We start from the raw sequence: 19,639 nt of genomic DNA, 5'->3' as shown, positions 1-19,639 counted from the left end.
TATGCAGGGTAACTTATTAAAAGTTTTAGGAGTACTTGCTATAGTAGCAACGTTAGTTTGCTTTATTTTTGCAGCACTTGGTATGATAGGAGCAGTAAAAGTCGGTGACAGCTGCTACATGAGATATGCGTCGGACGGTAAAGGAGGGGCGGATTCAATAACCGGTACTATAACCCTTAATGCTAATGCTAATTATGTAAACACTTCTAAGATGTTGCCCGACGGCACGACTCTGCTTATTCCTGATCCTACTCGTTACGGTGAATGGCTAAATACTCAGGTGCTAGTAGAAAACAGCCAACCGGTGAATTTACAAGTGGTCGGTCAGGTTAGTTTGTGTTTAGCTTATATACCGAAAGATAATTTACAACGTACAGGGGCTGGATCTAATTTAGACGATAACGGTCAAATGATTCCGATTCCTCGTATTAACGATACAAATAATCCACCTGTCTCTCTAATAATGGATGCAAAAAATAATGAATGGCGTAATATTGCCGAATTATACGCCAATGATAGAGTTTTAGTTTCCGTATCTCCTAATTTTGCTAATACGGATGCGACAGTTAAGGATGCTTTTAAAGGTGCTGAAGTTACGAAAGATTGTTCAGAGAATAAAACTACTTATAATCCAATTTGTGGAAAATATTCTGTTTATTCAGGTGAGTATGTCAATGCTTGCGAGTTAAAAGAGAATTATTGGAATTGTCAAGTCACATGGAGGTGCCCTACCTGGCGGGAGCAAGCAGGTTGCGATTGGGGAGCATTAGGCTGTAATTATTATTGTGATAAGATACGAGAATGTACAGAGAAATGTATGGCTTGGGTTAATATAACTAGACCAGCACCAGAAAACTACCTAGATGATGAGAGTTTCACATTTTCGTGGTCTGACAACACAGGTAAATTATTTATCGACTATTCAGCCCTTCAATGTTCTTATAATGCTAATATTCCTCCAGATGATAAATGTCCTGATAGTGTTCGCAATCGTAGTCCAAAAGATAAAGATTATATTGGAGGTGTAAATTGTACTTCGGGCATATGTAGCGATGGAGATTTTCAAAAGAATCGGAGATTTTGGTATACGGCGGACGGTAAAGGAGGCAAAGGACCAACTGGATTAATATATCAAATGAATGATGCGGGTTCTGTAAGTCAAGCTCTGCCTTCTAAGCTAGAATTTGCTAAATTTGTTGCAGATACAGATCAACCGCCTGACTATAAAGATAAAGACGGTAAATATTTATATAAAGTTATATATAATATACCTTTTAACAGTAATATTGCAAAAAGTTATTTACAATATAGGCTGTGGTCTCCTACCTCACAAGATAGTAGTAAGAATACGGGAGGATACGTTTTAAATATTAAACAGACTAAATGCTATAGAGAAAACGGTAATAGTTTTAACGATACTTTTGATGATCGAGGACGAGTGCAATACATAATAGTAAAGCCTTCGGAAAACCCGAATACTAGCGGTAAAACCTATTCACCTCAAGGAATTAGCGTTGATAGTGAAGGTAAATATAGCTTTAACGCAAATGAGGCGGGTTATATATGGATGAAAATTCTAAATGATCCTGGTAATAATTTAAGGGACTATAAAGATAGTGAAGGTAGCTATAAAGTACATTTCTCAACATCCTTAACAGTAGGAAGTTTTACTATTAAAGTAATGAATCCGTTACTTCAGTTATTTAAAACTAAAGTGCAAGGGGCTGCTACTTCTATTTTTAAAAATATGGTATGTTATAAAGCTAATGATAGCTCATCCTGTACTAACTTTTTTACCTATATTAAAGCAATTTTAATTCTGTATGTGATGACTTACGGAGCAATGTTTTTGCTTGGTTTTGCTAAGATAAACCAAAAAGAGCTAGTAATTAGAATAGCAAAAATCGGGGTAGTTAGCGGACTTATGAACGGTAATACCTTTGAGTTTTTCAATAACTATCTTTTTGATACAATTACCAATTTTTCAGACTCAATTATTGCTAATATGAGTGGATATAGTTTGTTTACTTCTACTAATACTATTTCTAATCCTTTCATGTTTTTAGATGCAGTAATGAGTAAAATATTTTTTAGTCAAACCTTTATCGCTCAATTACTTGCACTTCTTTCTCTTGGGCTTAGCGGTATTATATATTTTATAATTACTTTTATTGCGGTTGGTATAGTAATTATTACGGTGCTTAGAGCTGTTGCCGTTTATATTATGGCATTTATGGCAACTTGTATATTAATCGGTATAGCCCCTTTATTTATTAGTTTCTTATTATTTGATTTTACTAGGTATTTATTTGATAATTGGGTGAGGTTTACGATCCGCTATATGATAGAACCGGTAGTTATGATGGCAGGTATTATAGTGCTAACACAACTATTTACCATTTATCTAGATTTTGTTTTAGGTTATAGCGTGTGTTGGAAATGTGCTTTACCGATAAAAATTCCGTTTATCGGTACTATTTTACCTATTGCCTTGCTGAATGTACCTATCTTCTGTATTAATTGGTTTGCCCCTTGGGGAATGGATTATATGTCGGGTATGATGGGAGTAAATATGCAAAATATCGTAGCTCTAGTTATTATTGCTTACGGTATGTACGGTTATGTCGAATTTTCAGGACGTATGGTAGTAAAATTAACTAGTGCTGTTGGACCTTCGGCTACTGAAATTGGTGGTAAAATGTCTCATGATGCAGGACAAAAAGCATTAAGTTCAATAGGAATGGATTATAAAACAAGACAAGGTATTACCGGCAGAGCGGAAGCACGATTAAAACAACGCAATAAGACATTAGATCAGGCTGAGAAAAATAGGAAAAATACGCCAAAAGAAGGGGGTGAAAAGACAAATGAAGAACCACCTAAACCTGAAACACCGAAATAGAGGGTGAATCGAAAATCGTCGTTGCGAGGAAATTATGAAATAATTGACAAAGCAATCTCAGGAGTTATTTCATGAGATTGCCGCGCAGCCATACAGCTGCTCGCAATGACGGGTTTACTTTTAATACTATGGACAAGCCACGGTATGACGTGTTGGATAACAATTTAAAATTATGAAAATTCTTAAGAGTTTAGTTTTATTAGTTTTGTTTATGGCGATGCCAGCTAAAGCCGATGATGCTTTTTCATGGATGTCAACCAGTTTTGGCGGGTTAAAAAGCTTATTCGGTTGTTTAGAAGTGCCTAAATTTACAAGTTTTCAAGAGGGTAATATAGGAATTAGTTTATCTACAGCCGGAATTTGGCAATCAACAGGTAATACTGTTCAGAAAGGTAAATTGTTAAAAATAAATTGGTCTACTTCAGGTATTACTCCTGAACCTAGAAAATATCTAGTATTATATAGAATTGATCCAAGGTTTAGTATGCCGCAAGTTTTCATTAAAACTTATAATTATTCTAAATTACAATTTGAAGCTTTAGGATTTCCTCGTTTTGTTACGGACAATAACAGTGAAACACTGGGGACTATACCGCCTGATAAAGACCTTGATGCACTTTCATTTACTAAAATGTCTGATTCTGTTAAATATTTTAACTATTCTAACGGTAATTCGAGAATTGAAGTTAAGGCCGGCGATGTAGTAAATATTAGTTTAGTTGGTAAAGATAATTTTTTTAGCCCTAATACTCTAAAACTTCCTAATACCGTAGATAATATTTTAACACAGGAACTTGATAGCTCGATATTCGCTGCTTCTGCACTTTATACTCAAAGTAACCTTGGAGATTTTGATAATAGAATAATTTATTCTTCTGCAGAGCAGGTGTGTAATATGATAGATGAGGAAAGAAAAAGTGTATGTAGCGGCACGGGTACTGCTACAAAGTATAAAAATACCGATAATGGAGTAATAGTCGGTAAGCCTATGATAACGGGAGCGGTACAGTATTTCATGGGCTTAATTAATGCTTGTCCTGCTAATGCCGGTATAAATACTAGCCCTGCTTGCTATTACGATCAAGGTAGAGGGATGATAATTAAAGTAGGCGGGCAGGTTATTAAGGGACGAGATCAGAGTTTTGTAAATTCAGGCAGTACTCAAAGTAGCTTTATATATTATCAAGCCACCAGCGGTGGTACTATGGATTTTACTAGCGATTGGCAAGTTAGTAACATGTTTAGTAATTCAGCTTTAATGAGTGATTGGAGCCGAAATTTTTCAAATTATGCTAGTTTTGTAGATTATATAAATAAGAATGATTGGTCAGCTAATTTTTTATATTTTGGTCGTTATTCGATGATTGTTGAAATAGGTAATGGGGCAAATTCAATTAATCCTGGTGATCAACAAAATATAAAGTTAGAATATTTAATAACGTCTGATGGTACATTACCTGATCCATCTGTTCGTGGTATGCCGGTAGATTATAACTTTGCGACTGATGCCCCGCAAGATGGATATTTATGGTTAAGGGTGGTAAATCCTAATAGTAATATACAAGGGGTAGTTAGTGTAAATTATGCTAATTATACCGGTACAACTTGGTTTTCTGATATAATATATAACGGTGCTATTAAACCTATTACCTATCAGTTTAGAACTTTTAGTCAAAACTTTTATATTAAGTTAGTTAAAAATTCTGCAGTGCAGAATTTAGCTAAAGCTGCATTAACCCTTTATGTTACTATATTTGGGCTAATGTTCGTTGCAGGAGCATTAAAATTAACTGCCGTAGAAGTAATAACACGTATATGCAAAATAGCTATAGTAGCTTTTTTAATTAGAGAAGAAAGTTGGAGCTTCTTTAATACATACTTCTTTAGTGCATTTACTGACGGTATTGATTTCTTTGTAACTAACGTAGTAGGTGCTACAAGCTCTAGATCTAATATTTTTGGTTTTATTGATCCTATATTTGATAAATATACTAACGGTAGAATTTGGGGATTACTATTTATTGAATTATTACAGATACATAATGGTTTAGCATTTATCGCTATTATAACCATTTATTCACTTATTACTTATTTTAGAGCTATTTTAGAAGTTATAATAGGTTATGTTATTGCATTCATAGGGGTAACTGTTATGATTTCATTGGCACCGTTTTTTATAATATTAATGTTATTTGAAAAAACTAAAAGTTTATTTGATAATTGGATATCGACATTGCTTAGCTATGTAGTGCAGCCGACAATATTATTGATTTTCTTTTTATTGATAGATCAGGTTTTATCTGAGCAGCTTTTAAAAGTGGTAGTTAGAGCCTGTTGGGATACTCTTATACCAATAAAAATAGGGCTTGATTTAACAAATCTTGGTATTCCGATTCATTTCTCTTTTACATTACCGTTCCTACCCGGAATACCTTTCTATGTACCGGATGTTCCAGAAATTAGTAGCTCGAATATTCTAACGAACAATGCTAATACTTTCTTAGTATTATTTACTACGGCTTTATTATTTTATTCATATTGCTTGATGTCATATAGTTTAGTAACTTTTGTAAATATAGTAGTTGGAATGCTTACAAATGTTACACCGGCACGAATATCAGGAAATTATCAAGAACGTTCTGATCCTGTGGGAGCCGTTATGCAGGATATAGATTCAGTAACAAAACCGATTAAAAAGGCTGCAATGGCTCCGGCTAGAGTTTTCAAAGACAAGATAATTGATCAAAATTATAAAGCTAGAAAACCGGAAGGAGGTGGTGAATTTACAAATAAATTTCTTGCTGAGCGTAATGATGTGAAGAAAGAGGAAGGAGAGAAGAAAGAATAATTGTAAATATTTTCACCGTCATTGCGAGGAAATTGCATAGCAATTGACGAAGCAATCTCAGGAAATTAGTACTGCTTCATGAGATTGCCACGCTCCCTATGGTCGCTCGCAATGACATTGAAATTAAGACATATGGAAATAACACATAATAAATGAACAAAAATATTTTTATTACATTATTAATATCGCTATTGCTGCTTTCCGGTTGTACCGGCGATACTTGTATTGACCCTGATGATTTCGGTTTTATCAAAGTCAATGTCTCTGCTAGATATGATCCGGAAGAAATTACTTCAAGACAGGAAGGTGATCAGGTAGCACCATGGCGTGATAGTGCTTATAAAGTAAACGGCTATCCTTTAACCATTATGGTAAGACCGTGGAGTTATATACTTGGCGATAAAAATACTTCAGGTCAGTTATCTGCATGGTGTCCATGGTATGGTCAAAAAAATAACACAACTACTTTGGCTGCTTTTTGCGTTAAGCTACAACCGTGTACTTTTTGGGATAATACTAGACTTGATATGTGTACTCCTAATCCCGCAAATCAAAATGATGCAATGATTAGTAATGCTCCATGTATAATGACAGACGGTGTCGGGCTTTATTTTCTTATTGCCGCTAAAAATACCGATCCCAATATTTCACCGGACTCACAGCGTAAACCGCAAGGTATAACTCAGCATTTAGGAGAGGAGCTTACTTCGGGCTATGAATTTTATAGTATTAGTAGTACAGGACAATTCTTGGAAGCCGGCGGTATAAATTATCAATATAAAGGTGAAGATAAGTCAAAATATGCTCAATCTCCTCTTTATTTTAAGATTATAGATAAATTTTATAATGATAATAGCGGGCAATATAGATTAGTAATAAAGTCCGGAGTTACTGATACTAGACCCGATCCGCTACAATTTTTAACGGATTTAATAAAAGGAGTATTATTTGGTAAGGATGGGATTATAAAGAAAACTTATCAACAAATAATTGATACGTCGGGTTATAGGATGAGTCTCTCGGCTATTTTAACTCTATATATAATGTTTACAGGCTTTTCCTTTTTAATAGGTAATATAAACCTTACTCATGTCGAACTTATAGTTAGAATATTAAAAGTTAGTATAGTCTCAATATTATTAAGTACGGATAAAGCTTGGACATTTTTTCATGATTATTTATTCGTATTTTTTATTGATGGGGTTCAGCAAATACTGCAAATAATTAATGAAGCTTCGGCTACTGGTCCCGGTTCTCAAAGCTTGCTTGGGTTACTTATTTCTCCTCAAACTTTATCTAAATTATTTTCTTTACTATTTGTTGATTGGCTTGGTTTTATATATATCATTCTATATTTAATAGCCTTATATTTTATTTTCTTTCTTATATTTAAAGCCACTATTATCTATCTAACCGCTCTTATAACTATCGGTATGATTATAATTATGGGACCGATATTTATTTGTTTCATGTTGTTTAATATAACTCGTTCGTTATTTGAGAATTGGTTAAGACAATTAATATCATATGCATTACAGCCTATAATTTTATTTGCCGGTATCGCTTTTATTTCAATGATCATCAGAACCGAAATATATTCAACGCTTGGTTTTGCGGTATGTAAACATGATTTTCCTAATTTAGGTCCGATAAATGAAATATTCGGTAGCTTCCTTGAGGATATAGATCCAAGCCTGGGTCATTCAATATTTTATTGGTGGTTCCCAGTACCGATGAAAGGCGGTATAAATAATTTCCACAAAGCAAATATATTAGTTCCTAAAGATCATATAATAGTAGATGATTCTTGTAAGAATGACCCTGATAAATGTAAGCATTGTGCTGCGTATGAGTGTATAGATGAACGCTATATTGAATTACCGTTTTTAGATTTAGTTAAAGATGCAAAAAGAATTAGTAATTTTATAAATGGGAAATTTGTCCAACTTGACGGGATATTACTAATTTTTGTGTCTATTTATTTGCTAAGTAAATTTAACGATACTGCTATATCGACGGCACAATTTATTGCCGGTACTTCAGGTAATTTAACAGACATACAAAAAGTTAATCAGCAATCTTATGAATCTGCAGCGAAACAAATGAATAGACCGCTAAATTATGTGGCTAAGACGGTAAGTGCACCTGTAACTAGCCGTGTAAGTGCAGGGAAAGAGCAAGCTCGTATGTTTTTTGCTGAGAAATTTGAAAATATGATGATGGGAAGGCTTGAAAAGCAAGCTCTCGGTTCTTCAGCAAATAAAACCGTACAAAATGAGGTTAAGAGAAAATACGGTATAGATTCTAAAGATGTAAAAATGAATGCTATTACGGATTATGAAAACGGTATTGCAGGATTATTAAAGAATTTACCTAAGGGGAATGAATTAAAAGCAAAAGAACTATCGCAAATGAAGTTTACTCAGCTTCGAGATAAAATTGCTGCAAATAAATATGGAGTGAAAGATTACGCTGCTTTAAGTAAAGAACAAAAAGCTGAGCTTGATAAGTCATTAAAAGATGCTAACTTACGTGAACTCGCTAGCGATGCAAACTTTACTAGAGATTATCAAGATGCTTATAAAAATGCTCACCAAGAAATGTCTGGGCGAGGTGTTGGTCTGTTCGGTAAGAATATAGGAGTTCTTAGAAGCTGGCAAGAGATAGAGCATCGTGTTGATACAAAACGTAAATTAAAAGAAGAAAAGCGTGTAGGTATAGGCGAAAAAATATATGCAGGTTATACAGGAATAAAAAGAGGAGCTTTAACTGCAATAGTCGGTAAAGATTTACGTGATGCTTATGAGGGTAATCTAACCAGTGCCGAATGGCATGATTTTGAATATAACGATCCAAGGCTTAGAACTTATAGCGAAAAATTAAAAGATGATGAAAAAGCACGAGAACATGAAGAGCTCCAAATGCATATTAATAAGGAGGCGCTAGCTGCTCAAGCAGATATATTATCACCGGAATATCTAGCAAGACTAGAAAAAGCAGGTAGACACAGTGATGTGGAATATTATCAAGAATTAGCTAAAAGAAAGCTTATTTATGAGGTGCATGGTAGGTTATTTGAGGAAGGTGAACCGGTAATGATGGGCGACAGATTTATGCGTGAGAAAGCTACTGATTCTCAGATGCGCGATATGATAGATAACGCTCATAGAAAACATGCAGAATTTATAGATGGAGATCGATATATTCGTCGCCAAGAGCATTATGATATTATGCACGAGAAAGCCCAGGAAAATTTAGAGCAAACTTATAAAGAGCTTAAAGATCATTTCAAGAGAGATGATATCAAGATCGAAGAAATGCCGGCATTAATAGCACAAAAAGTTAAAGATACCGCCGAGGGAGCTGAAATAGACCAAAAGATTACTGAAGAGCTTAATAACTTTAATGCTGATGTTAAAAATTATGAATATAGTACTGAAATATTAAATAAAATAGAGGATAGAAAGCAAGCCATTACCGATGAAGTCAATGCTCAGATCGATCAGATTAATAAATATAGAGAAAATGCCAAAATGCAAACCTATGTAAAGCCTATAGTAAACGAGGGTAGAAAGCTAAGAAAATTAGAAGATCATTTAAGAAATATGAAGTAGAATAACTAATAATTGTTTTTTAAACAATTATAGTATATATAAAAAACAAGTTTTTTTATGCTTTACTGGATTCTCGTTTCCGCGGGAATGACATTAAGGGTATTTTTCAAACTACGCAACAATGCCTACACGGAATACGAATATACACTGTTGCGTTAATAGCATTTAAGAAATGCCCGCTAAAAACAATAATTAGTTTTCCCTTTATTAATTAACTTATATACTATCTAATTAAGTTAGTGATTATTTATTAAGGGGTTTATGAAGAAGCAACATATAATAAACGAGACTTTTTTAGATGCCATTCTAGCTAAGAAATTAGGTACTACTTATACTCCTCCAAAAGAAATCAACGATCCTGACTTTGATGAAGCAGCAAAGCATTTCATCGATCTATTACTTAGAGCCGACGGCTTTAAGCCTGTTAAAACTGCAGTAGTTCATCCGATCGATAAAGAATCATTACTCGGTGCAGTTAGAGCGGCACAATTTAATGTAATAAAACCGGTCTTGATTGGTCCGCAACATAAAATTGAATCAGTAGCAAAAGTTAATAATGTCGATCTTGAGGATTATCAAGTAATTAATGTTGAGCATAGCCACGAAGCAGCAAAAAAAGCCGTAGAGCTTGCGAAGAAAAGGGAAGTTGCGGCTATTATGCAAGGGGCTCTTCATACTGATGAGCTTATGTCTGCGGTAGTTCATAAGAAGAATGGACTACGTACTGAACGTCGTATAAGCCATGCTTTCTTAATGGCAGTTGCTACCTTTCCAAAACCGTTTATTATTACCGATGCTGCTATTAATATTCGTCCTACTCTAGAAGATAAGCGTGATATAGTGCAGAATGCTATTGATTTAATGCATATGATCAAAGAAGACAAGCAGGTTAGAGTTGCGGTATTATCGGCAGTTGAGACGGTAACTTCTGCAATCCCTACAACCCTTGATGCTGCTGCTTTATCGAAAATGGTAGATAGAGGGCAAATTACGAATGCTATAGTTGACGGACCGCTTGCGTTTGATAATGCTATTTCTTTATTTGCTGCAGAAGCAAAAGGCATTAGCTCTTCAGTTTCAGGAAATGCTGATATATTAGTAGTACCTGATCTTGAATCAGGCAATATGCTTGCAAAGCAGCTAAAATATTTGGGTCAAGCGGTTATGGCGGGTATCGTTCTTGGAGCCCGTGTGCCTATTATTTTAACAAGTAGAGCTGATCCTATGGATATGCGTATTATTTCCTGTGTACTTGCTGCATTTATTTATAATCACACTAAGGCGAAGCTACATATCCAAGCAGGTAAATAATGAAAAATGTTATTTTAATAGCTAATGTCGGCTCATCTAGTTTGAAAATTTCTATTTTTGAAATTCAGAATAAAAAAGTTAAGGATAAAATTTATAATATTTTTTTAGAAAAAATGATAATAAAATATTATTTCATATAAATAAAAAACAGGCATCTGCTACCGACATTAAAGATGATGCTATTGCAATGATTATTGATCTTTTTGAAGATTGGTGGAAAAAACAAGAAAATCTCAAGTTAATTGCAACCGGTCGCCGTATTGTCCATGGCGGGAAAAATTTTAATAAACCGGTTATTGTTAATGAAAAAGTTAGTGAAGATTTAAGAGCATTAATACCTCTAAGCCCCTTACATCAACCTTATAATTTGCAGGTACTGGCTTTATTTCTTCAAAAATATAAAGAAATCTCACATATAGCTTGTTTTGATACGTCGTTTCATTTTACCAATCCTCCTATTACAAAAGCTTTCGGTTTACCGAAAAAATATTATGATAAAGGGATAATTCGTTACGGTTTTCATGGGTTATCATATAAATATATTAGCAGCCATTTTAACGAAATGACAAAGGAAGATTTACCTACAAAGAATTATAGCTCATTTAGGACGCGGTAGTAGTCTAGGTGCTATTAAAAACGGTCTTAGTTTAACAAGTTCCATGGGCTTTAGCGTACTTGACGGTGTTATGATGGGTACAAGGACAGGTAACCTTGATCCTGGAGTGGTGTTCTTATTGATCATGAGCAAATGACTACGAAAGAAGTAACCGAGTTACTATATAAGAAATCAGGATTACTCGGTATGTCCAGTGAAAGCTCCGATATGCGTACTTTGCTTGCCAGTAACTCACCTGATGCTAAATTTGCTATAGATTTATTTGTGTATCGCATTGTACTTGAAATAGGTAAGCTAACTGCTGCACTTGAGGGAGTTGATTGTCTAATTTTTACTGCCGGTGTTGGATAGAATTCCGCTGTAATACGAGAAATGATTACTGAAAAACTTTTATGGCTAGGCATTAAAATAGATGATGCAAAAAACCAAAAAAATGAGCATCTAATAAGCGCTGAAAGCAGTAAGGTTAAAGTTTTCGCTGTGCCGACAAACGAAGAGCTAATCATCGCTGAGGAAATGATGAAGTTTTTATAACACAAATTGGTTAATTTTTAATTACTTATACCTCTATTTTTCTTTATTAACTTTTTTGAAATATATACAGCTATAGATATATTTTTAACTTAAATTTGGGGGGAAGTTATGCCAGAAGATTTTGATAAAAAGAAAGCAGAAAAACAAATAAAGGATATTAAAAATAATAAGATAAATCCATATAATGATGCAATGAAGAAAGATTCTAGAGTGGATTGATGCAGAGGCAAGTTATAGCTAAAAACGCAGCAGCAGGTTATAAGACAGCATTAAAAATAGAGCAGCAAGCAAAAGAAGCAGGTATTAGTTTAGATAAAGATGCTATGAGACGCTTAGAGAAAATAACAAGTCCGTTATATAGCATCTGCTAAGAAAGCAGAATTTCAAAAATTTCAAAGTGATCAAGCTCATAAAACGCATCAACAAAAAACTGAAGCATTTAGGAGTGGTACAACAGCTGCTGCTAAAAAACAAAGAAAAGAGATTATAGGACAGGTGGGTGGGGTAAATAATTAAATTATAATTTTATTGCGTTAATTGGTACTGTCTACTATTTTAAACGTATGTCTATACTTCATGCCACAATCTTAACCGTTTTTCCTGAAATGTTTCCTGGAACTCTAGGACATTCTTTAGCAGGACAAGCACTAAATAAAAATATTTGGTCATATGACGTTATTAATATTCGAGATTTCGGTTTAACTAAGCATAAAAATATTGATGATGAGGCTTATGGCGGTGGTAACGGGCTTATAATGCGTCCTGATGTTCTAGGCAGTAGCATAGATCATGCTCTTGCTTTAAATCCTAATGCTGAAATGTACTATCCTTCACCTCGCGGTAGAGTCTTTACCCAAAGCTTTGCTAAAGAGATGTTAAAAAATAAAAACCTCATATTCTTATGTGGACGTTACGAAGGGATTGACGAACGTGTAATTGAAGAGTATAATGTTCAAGAAATTAGTGTAGGCGACTACATTTTGTCCGGCGGAGAAATACCTACCCTCACCATTCTCGATTGCTTAATTAGACTACTGCCAGGTGTTTTAATGAACCAAAATACCTTATCTTCTGAGTCTTTTGAAGAAGACGGGGAATTTAAGGGCGGGCTTGAATGCAGCCTATATACAAGACCTGCAATTTGGCGTGATCGAGCTGTACCGAGTGTTTTGTTATCCGGTAACCACAGGCTAATTAATGAATGGAAAAAAGAGCAATCACATATGATTACTAAATTACGCCGTCCGGAGTTACTTAAAGATTTATAGAGTTAAGGAGTGAAAAAATGAATATTATTGACCGCTTTGAACAGGAAAATATTTCAAAGCGTACTGCAAATAAAAAAATTCCTGATTTTGAAGCCGGCGATACAGTTAAGGTAACTGTTAAAATTATTGATAGATCGATTGAGAAAGACGGTAAGGAAAAATTAACGGAAAGATTTCAAGCCTATGAAGGTGTAGTTATCGCAAAAAGAAATCGCGGTATTACTTCATCTTTCTTAGTACGTAAAATTAGCCACGGTGAAGGGGTCGAAAGACGCTTTATGATTTACTCGTCGATAGTACACTCTATTGATGTAGTAAAATACGGAGTAGTTCGTCGTGCTAAACTTTATTATTTAAGAAATAGAAGCGGTAAGTCGGCTAGAATTAAAGAGCGACATATCCCTATTGCTAAAACTAAGGCAGCAAAATCTTAAATATATTTGTATCTCTTATGTCATTACTGCGAAAGAGTGCATTGCTACGTGAATACTAAATACGTCATTGCAAGCAGCCGTAGGCTGCGTGGCAATCTCATGAAATAATAACAAACTCCTTAGATTGCTTCACCAATTACTTCGTAATTTCCTCGCAATGACGTATGCCTCAAATCCCTAAAGTATCTCTATAAAGCTCAAGCATAGCGTCCTGCTCGGCAAGTTTATCTTTATCCAATTTCTTTAGTTTCAATATAGATTTCATAGCTTTAACATCAAATCCATGTGAAGAAGCATCTTGGAAGATATCTTTTACTTCTTGAGATAAATCAGCTTTTTCTTGTTCTAATCTTTCTATTTTGCTTATATATTGCTCTAATTGTTCTTTTACTACTACTTCTGACATAAAAAATCATTTAACCTTTTTGAATTTACTATATAATACAAATATAATCCTTATTCAACAAAATATATAATAATGCAAATTTATCCTTTAAGACTTTTACCTAATAAAATCGATTTTGATTTTATGAATTTTAAAAAAGTTAGCTACACTTTCTCAATTATTTTATCACTCATTAGCTTTATTTGGATCGGTATATATAAATTTAATTTCGGTATTGATTTTGCCGGCGGTATAGTTATTGAAGTAAGGCTTGATCAAGCTCCTGATTTGCCAAAAATGCGTGGGGTTCTAGGCAAGCTTGGAATAGGTGAGGTGGTCTTACAGAATTTCGGTAGTGAGCGTGATTTATCAATTAGATTCGGTAGTAGTAGTGAAGAAAATCTCATGAAAAATATTGAGTTAATTAAAGCATCTTTGCAAAGTAATTTTCCGTGTAAGTTTGAATATCGTAAGGTAGATTTTGTCGGTCCGCAAGTCGGTAGGCAGCTAATAGAAGCGGGAGCTATGGCGATGCTATTCTCTTTCTTAGCGATTATGGTTTATATTTGGGTGCGTTTTGAGTGGTATTTCGGTCTTGGTATACTTATCGCCTTAGTGCATGACGTAATACTCGCTCTTGGGTTTATGAGTATGACAAAGCTTGATTTTAACTTAAGTACTATTGCTGCAGTGTTAACTATTATAGGTTATTCCGTTAATGATTCGGTAGTAATATATGATAGGATTAGAGAAAATTTACGTAAATATCATAAAAAAAATATCACGGAAATTATAAATTTAAGTATTAATGAGACTTTATCAAGAACTATTTTAACTGTCATTACCACGCTACTTGCCAATTTAGCCCTTATTCTTTTTGGCGGTGAGGCAATCCGTAGTTTTAGTGTACTTGTATTTTTTGGGATAATAGCCGGTACTTATTCCTCAATTTTTATCTCTGCTCCGATACTTACAATGTTTGTTAATAGGAAGTTTAATAAAAAAGTAATAGAAAGGTAAAGAATCGTCATTGCGAGCAGGCATTGTTGCGTGGACTGGCTTCATTGTCATTGCGAATGGCCGTAGGCTGCATGACAATCTCAGGATTTTGGCACGAGATTGTTTTGTCAAAATTTTCAATTTTTCCTCGCAATGACGTTTTTAAGCCATAACGAGAATAGTTTATGCTAAAAGAAGAAGACAAAATTTTTACTAACCTGCATGGGCAGCAAAGCCATGATTTGAAATCTAGCAAGAAGCGAGGCGATTGGGAGAATACTAAAGCTTTGCTTGATAAAGGTAGAGATTTCATCGTTGAAGAGGTTAAGAAATCAGGGCTTAGAGGGCGAGGAGGTGCGGGATTTTCTACCGGTATGAAATGGTCATTTATGCCTAAAAATTTAGAGAAATCTTGCTATTTAGTAGTAAATGCCGACGAGTCTGAGCCTGGCACTTGTAAGGATCGTGATATATTAAGGTTTGAGCCGCACAAATTAATAGAAGGTTGCTTGCTTGCAAGCTTTGCTATAGGAGCGAATAATTGTTATATCTATATTAGAGGTGAGTTTTATAATGAAGCATCTAATATTCAGCGTGCCTTAGATGAAGCCTATAAAGAAGGGTTAATAGGAAAGAATGCTTGCGGTTCGGGCTTTGATTGTAATATTTATTTACATCGTGGGGCGGGTGCTTATATTTGTGGCGAAGAAACGGCATTGCTTGAAAGCTTAGAGGGCAAAAAAGGTATGCCTCGTTTAAAGCCGCCTTTTCCTGCCGGCTTTGGGTTATATGGCTGCCCGACTACTATAAATAATGTTGAGTCTATTGCAGTAGTGCCAACCATTTTAAGACGAGGAGCTAGCTGGTTTGCTGGTATAGGTAAACCTAACAATACGGGAACTAAGATTTTCTGCATATCAGGGCATGTTAACAAGCCTTGTAATGTTGAGGAAGCAATGGGCATTTCGTTAAAAGAATTGATTGAGAAATATGCGGGTGGTGTTCGTGGTGGATGGGATAATCTTAAAGCCGTAATCCCGGGCGGTTCTTCCGTGCCTTTACTTCCTAAGTCATTATGTGAAGTGGATATGGATTTTGATAGTTTAAGAACCGCAGGTTCTGGATTTGGTACAGGCGGTATTATAGTGATGGATAAATCTACCGATATTATTTATGCAATAGCAAGGCTTAGTAAATTTTACATGCATGAATCTTGCGGGCAATGTACTCCTTGCCGTGAGGGTACGGGCTGGATGTGGCGAGTCATGATGCGGCTAGTTAAAGGTAATGCCAAAAAATCTGAGATAGACGAACTCCTTAACGTTACGAAAGAAATAGAGGGGCATACTATCTGTGCTTTAGGTGATGCGGCAGCTTGGCCGATTCAAGGGCTGATACGCCATTTTAGAAGCGAGATTGAGGCGAGGATAAAGAGTTATAGCGTGGTTTGACTTTATCGTCATTGCGAGGAGATATTGCCTGCGTGGATACTAAGCTGTCATTGCGAGCGACTGAAAGGAGAAAGGAGCGTGGCAATCTCATGAAATAATAACAAACTCCTGAGATTGCTTAGTCAATTACTTTGTAATTTCCTCGCAATGACGATTCCAATTTATAAATAATTAAGAGATTATGCAAACAGATAATACAAAATCAAACACTAATAAAACAGCTAAGCAAGAGTGGGGGTCTTTTGCTTTTGTAATATGTATTGCTTTACTTATTAGAATACTTATTATGGAGCCGTTTACAGTTCCGACCGGGTCTATGAAAGCAACCATACTTGAGAATGACTATATATTTTCTACGAAATATAGTTATGGTTATAGTAATTATTCTTTATCTTTTTTTGATTTTATTCCTCTTTTTCAAGGGCGAATATTTGCTCATGAACCGGAGCGTGGCGATATTGTAGTTTTTCGTCCGCCTAACGATATGAGTGTTAGATATATAAAGCGTTTAATAGGGCTACCCGGCGATAAAATTCAATTGATTGATGACGTAATATATATTAACGACAAAAAAATAGAACGCACGGAAGTTGGAACTTATATAAGCGAAGAGGGAATAAAATATTTAAAGTTTAAAGAAACACTGCCAAACGGTAGAACATATTTTTCTTATAAGCTTGCTCCTATTTATGGCGTTATATATAATGATAGATACGGTAATACGGATGTTTTTTATATACCTGAAGGGAAATATTTCTTTTTAGGGGATAATAGAGATCAGTCAAATGATAGTAGAGTAAATCTTGGATTTGTACCGTTTGAAAATTTTATTGCTAAAGCACAATTTATTTGGTTCTCAACAAAAATAACTTGGTGGGATAATGATATAGGAGTTATTAATCTAGTACTAAAGTTAAAGCCATGGATTGAATCTGTTAGGTTAAATCGAATTTTCAGAAATCTTTATAACACGGATGCGTAATGGAATCATTTGAGAAGTTAGAAAAGCTACTTAGCTATAGTTTCAAAAATAAAGAGCTTTTAATAGAGGCGTTGAGTCACCCGTCTTTAAGACAACATCACGAGTACAAGGATGATAAAGATTATGAACGATTAGAATTTCTAGGTGATGCCGTATTAAATTTAGTAATCACAGAAATTTTATTTAGAAATTTTGCAAATTATAATGAGGGGAATTTAGCTAAAATTAGATCATATTTGGTTTGCAAAGAAACAATATGCATGGTTGGAGCTAAACTTACTTTAAAAAATTATATAATTATGACTTATGGCGAAGAAGTAGCAGGCGGGCGTGATAATCTTAATAATATAGAAAATGCCACGGAAGCTTTAATTGCAGCTATATATCTTGATAGCAATATTGAAACAATCCATGATATTATCGAGAAGTTATGGGCAGAATTTATAAAAGTTCAGAATTTAACGGATTATGACCCAAAAACTGCTTTACAAGAATGGGCTCAAGCTAGTGATCATCACCTACCTATATATCGTCTGATAAAAAGAGAAGGAGCCTCCCATTCATCGACTTTTACGGTTCTTGTAAAAGTAAAAGATTATGAACAAACAGGCACTGGTCACACAATAAAAGAAGCAGAGAAAAACGCAGCACGAAGCTTATTGCATAGACTTAAAAATGACTAATAGACATCTTGCCAAACCAGCTTATAGAGAGGAATTTAAAGGAGACACGGAAGCACCCGCAGCAGCGTACACACTAGTACGCGAGGAGGCGAGTACTGGATCGACGTCTAAATTACCTCTAGAAGTGAAGTTTGGGAAGATATCTAATCAGAAAACGGTATCGGTTTGTATAATCGGGCGACCTAATAGCGGAAAATCAACTTTATTAAACAGAATAATCGGTGAGAAGCTTTCAATCGTTACCCAAAAAGTTCAAACTACTAGGTCAATTATTACCGGTATTATTACCTTAAAAGATACGCAGGTAATTTTATACGATACGCCCGGTATATTTGAGCCGAAAGGGAGCTTAGAGAAAGCAATGGTAAGATGTGCGTGGTCTAGTTTGCATAGTGCAGATTTAGTTCTGTTAATTATTGATAGTCTAAAGTCGTTTGATGATATAACGCATAATATTTTAGATAAGCTTCGCTCACTTAATATTGTTCCGATATTTTTATTGAACAAAATAGACATCGAATCAAAATATCTAAATGACATTAAAGCTTTTTTAACAGAAAATCATCCTGATAGCTTGCTTTTTCCTATATCTGCTTTATCAGGCAAAAATATTGATGGATTACTTGAATATATAACAAGTAAGGCCAAAATTTCTCCTTGGCTTTATGCGGAAGACGACATAACGGATTTACCTATGCGTTTTATTGCAGCAGAAATTACAAGAGAGCAGTTATTTTTAAATTTGCAGAAAGAACTCCCGTATAAATTAACCGTACAAACCGAAAAATGGGAAGAGCTTAAAGACAAATCCGTAAAGATTAATCAAGTTATAGTAGTTTCAAGAGAGAGCTATAAAACTATAATACTCGGTAAAAACGGCTCTAAAATCAAAGAAATAGGAGCAAAATCCCGAATGCAAATGGAGAGGTTTTTTGGATTTCCTGTTCATTTATTTTTATTCGTTAAGGTGCGTGAGCTGTGGGAGAATAATCAAGAATTTTATCAGTATATGAAGATATAAAGCTGTCACCCTGTGGCTTGACAGGCTTTGTTGGATGGTTTTCGATGTCATTCCCGCTTTCGCGAGAATGACATAAAAGCCATATAATAATGCCAATAAAAATAACATTAAATAATCATGATAATACTTGGGATTGATCCGGCACTTGGGAGTCTTGGATGGGCAGTAGTGGCAAAGGAGACCGCACAGTTGAAATATTTAGCTAGTGGTATTATTAGAACAAATAGTAAGGATGCAATTCATCATAGACTTGCTTTTATTAATAGTACATTAGAAAAAGTAATATTAGAATATCAACCAAATATGGCAGCGATTGAAGAAACATTTGTTAATACTAATAGCGTGACTTCTTTAAAGCTTGGATATGCTAGAGGGGCGATAATGTCGCTGATCGGTAGATATAATTTGGACATGCGAGAGTTTAAGCCAAATACGGTAAAAAAAAACGTAACAGGATATGGGCATGCAGAGAAAGACCAAATTTTGCATATGATAAAGCTTTTGCTGCCTGGCACTGCCTTAATTACCAATTCTGATGAAGCTGACGCCGTAGCGATTGCCTATACCTGCTTAGTTACAAAAAATTATTAA

14 protein-coding genes and 1 pseudogene are annotated in these 19,639 nt (G+C 34.8%); 14 read left to right on the top strand and 1 reads right to left on the bottom strand.

Going from position 1 to position 19,639, the window contains the following annotated elements; genetic code table 11:
- Nucleotide 1: 1 nt before the first annotated feature.
- From C4Q30_RS04385 to rplS, 8 genes and pseudogenes are all read left to right on the top strand, one after another.
- Nucleotides 2-2,902 carry a TrbL/VirB6 family protein gene (locus C4Q30_RS04385; protein ID WP_103897321.1) on the top strand — a complete coding sequence of 967 codons (2,901 nt, stop codon included), beginning with the start codon at nt 2-4 and terminating at the stop codon, nt 2,900-2,902.
- Between the two features lie 172 nt (nt 2,903-3,074).
- On the top strand, nt 3,075-5,750 hold the full coding sequence (locus C4Q30_RS04380; RefSeq protein ID WP_103897320.1) for a TrbL/VirB6 family protein: 2,676 nt from the start codon (nt 3,075-3,077) through the stop codon (nt 5,748-5,750).
- Between the two features lie 152 nt (nt 5,751-5,902).
- Nucleotides 5,903-9,364 carry a type IV secretion system protein gene (locus tag C4Q30_RS04375; protein ID WP_103897319.1) on the top strand — a complete coding sequence of 1,154 codons (3,462 nt, stop codon included), beginning with the start codon at nt 5,903-5,905 and terminating at the stop codon, nt 9,362-9,364.
- A gap of 261 nt (nt 9,365-9,625) precedes the next feature.
- Nucleotides 9,626-10,675, top strand: coding sequence for a phosphate acetyltransferase (locus C4Q30_RS04370; protein WP_103897318.1), 1,050 nt, complete (start codon nt 9,626-9,628; stop codon nt 10,673-10,675).
- Nucleotides 10,675-11,825, top strand: a pseudogene (locus C4Q30_RS04365) (acetate/propionate family kinase). The gene C4Q30_RS04370 and the pseudogene C4Q30_RS04365 overlap by 1 nt, the downstream one beginning before the upstream one ends.
- Before the next feature lie 218 nt (nt 11,826-12,043).
- Nucleotides 12,044-12,196: a hypothetical protein gene (locus C4Q30_RS09030; RefSeq protein ID WP_014013860.1), complete on the top strand. Its 153-nt coding sequence runs from the start codon at nt 12,044-12,046 to the stop codon at nt 12,194-12,196.
- Nucleotides 12,197-12,388: 192 nt separating this feature from the next.
- Complete coding sequence (trmD, locus tag C4Q30_RS04350) at nt 12,389-13,093, top strand: tRNA (guanosine(37)-N1)-methyltransferase TrmD (RefSeq protein ID WP_103897316.1); 705 nt, start codon at nt 12,389-12,391, stop codon at nt 13,091-13,093.
- 17 nt (nt 13,094-13,110) lie between these two features.
- Nucleotides 13,111-13,527, top strand: coding sequence for a 50S ribosomal protein L19 (rplS, locus tag C4Q30_RS04345; protein WP_103897315.1), 417 nt, complete (start codon nt 13,111-13,113; stop codon nt 13,525-13,527).
- 169 nt (nt 13,528-13,696) lie between these two features.
- On the opposite strand, the gene C4Q30_RS04335 is transcribed toward rplS, so the two are convergent.
- On the bottom strand, nt 13,697-13,933 hold the full coding sequence (locus C4Q30_RS04335; RefSeq protein WP_004996682.1) for a DUF2312 domain-containing protein: 237 nt from the start codon (nt 13,931-13,933) through the stop codon (nt 13,697-13,699).
- A gap of 72 nt (nt 13,934-14,005) precedes the next feature.
- On the opposite strand from C4Q30_RS04335, the gene secF reads away from it, so the two are divergent.
- The 6 genes from secF to ruvC all read left to right on the top strand — a co-directional run bounded on the left by secF (nt 14,006) and on the right by ruvC (nt 19,639).
- Nucleotides 14,006-14,932: a protein translocase subunit SecF gene (secF, locus tag C4Q30_RS04330; protein WP_103897314.1), complete on the top strand. Its 927-nt coding sequence runs from the start codon at nt 14,006-14,008 to the stop codon at nt 14,930-14,932.
- Nucleotides 14,933-15,096: 164 nt separating this feature from the next.
- Nucleotides 15,097-16,362 (top strand): NADH-quinone oxidoreductase subunit NuoF, encoded by a 1,266-nt coding sequence (gene nuoF / locus C4Q30_RS04320; protein ID WP_103897312.1) that lies wholly within the window; start codon nt 15,097-15,099, stop codon nt 16,360-16,362.
- A 181-nt stretch (nt 16,363-16,543) separates the two neighbouring features.
- A complete protein-coding gene (gene lepB, locus C4Q30_RS04315) occupies nt 16,544-17,344 on the top strand; it encodes a signal peptidase I (RefSeq protein ID WP_103897311.1) in 801 nt (266 codons plus the stop codon).
- Nucleotides 17,344-18,027, top strand: a complete 684-nt coding sequence (gene rnc, locus C4Q30_RS04310) for a ribonuclease III (protein ID WP_103897310.1) — start codon at nt 17,344-17,346, stop codon at nt 18,025-18,027. The genes lepB and rnc overlap by 1 nt, the downstream gene beginning before the upstream one ends.
- Nucleotides 18,020-19,048, top strand: a complete 1,029-nt coding sequence (gene era, locus C4Q30_RS04305; protein ID WP_103897309.1) for a GTPase Era — start codon at nt 18,020-18,022, stop codon at nt 19,046-19,048. Before rnc ends, era begins: the two co-directional genes overlap by 8 nt.
- Nucleotides 19,049-19,165: 117 nt before the next feature.
- On the top strand, nt 19,166-19,639 hold the full coding sequence (gene ruvC / locus C4Q30_RS04300; protein ID WP_103897308.1) for a crossover junction endodeoxyribonuclease RuvC: 474 nt from the start codon (nt 19,166-19,168) through the stop codon (nt 19,637-19,639).

It is taken from the genome of Rickettsia fournieri, assembly GCF_900243065.1.
Classification (GTDB): Bacteria; Pseudomonadota; Alphaproteobacteria; order Rickettsiales; family Rickettsiaceae; genus Rickettsia; species Rickettsia rickettsii.
The sequence above is the reverse complement of the archived record's forward strand: the minus strand, read 5'-3'. Positions and strand labels throughout refer to the sequence as shown.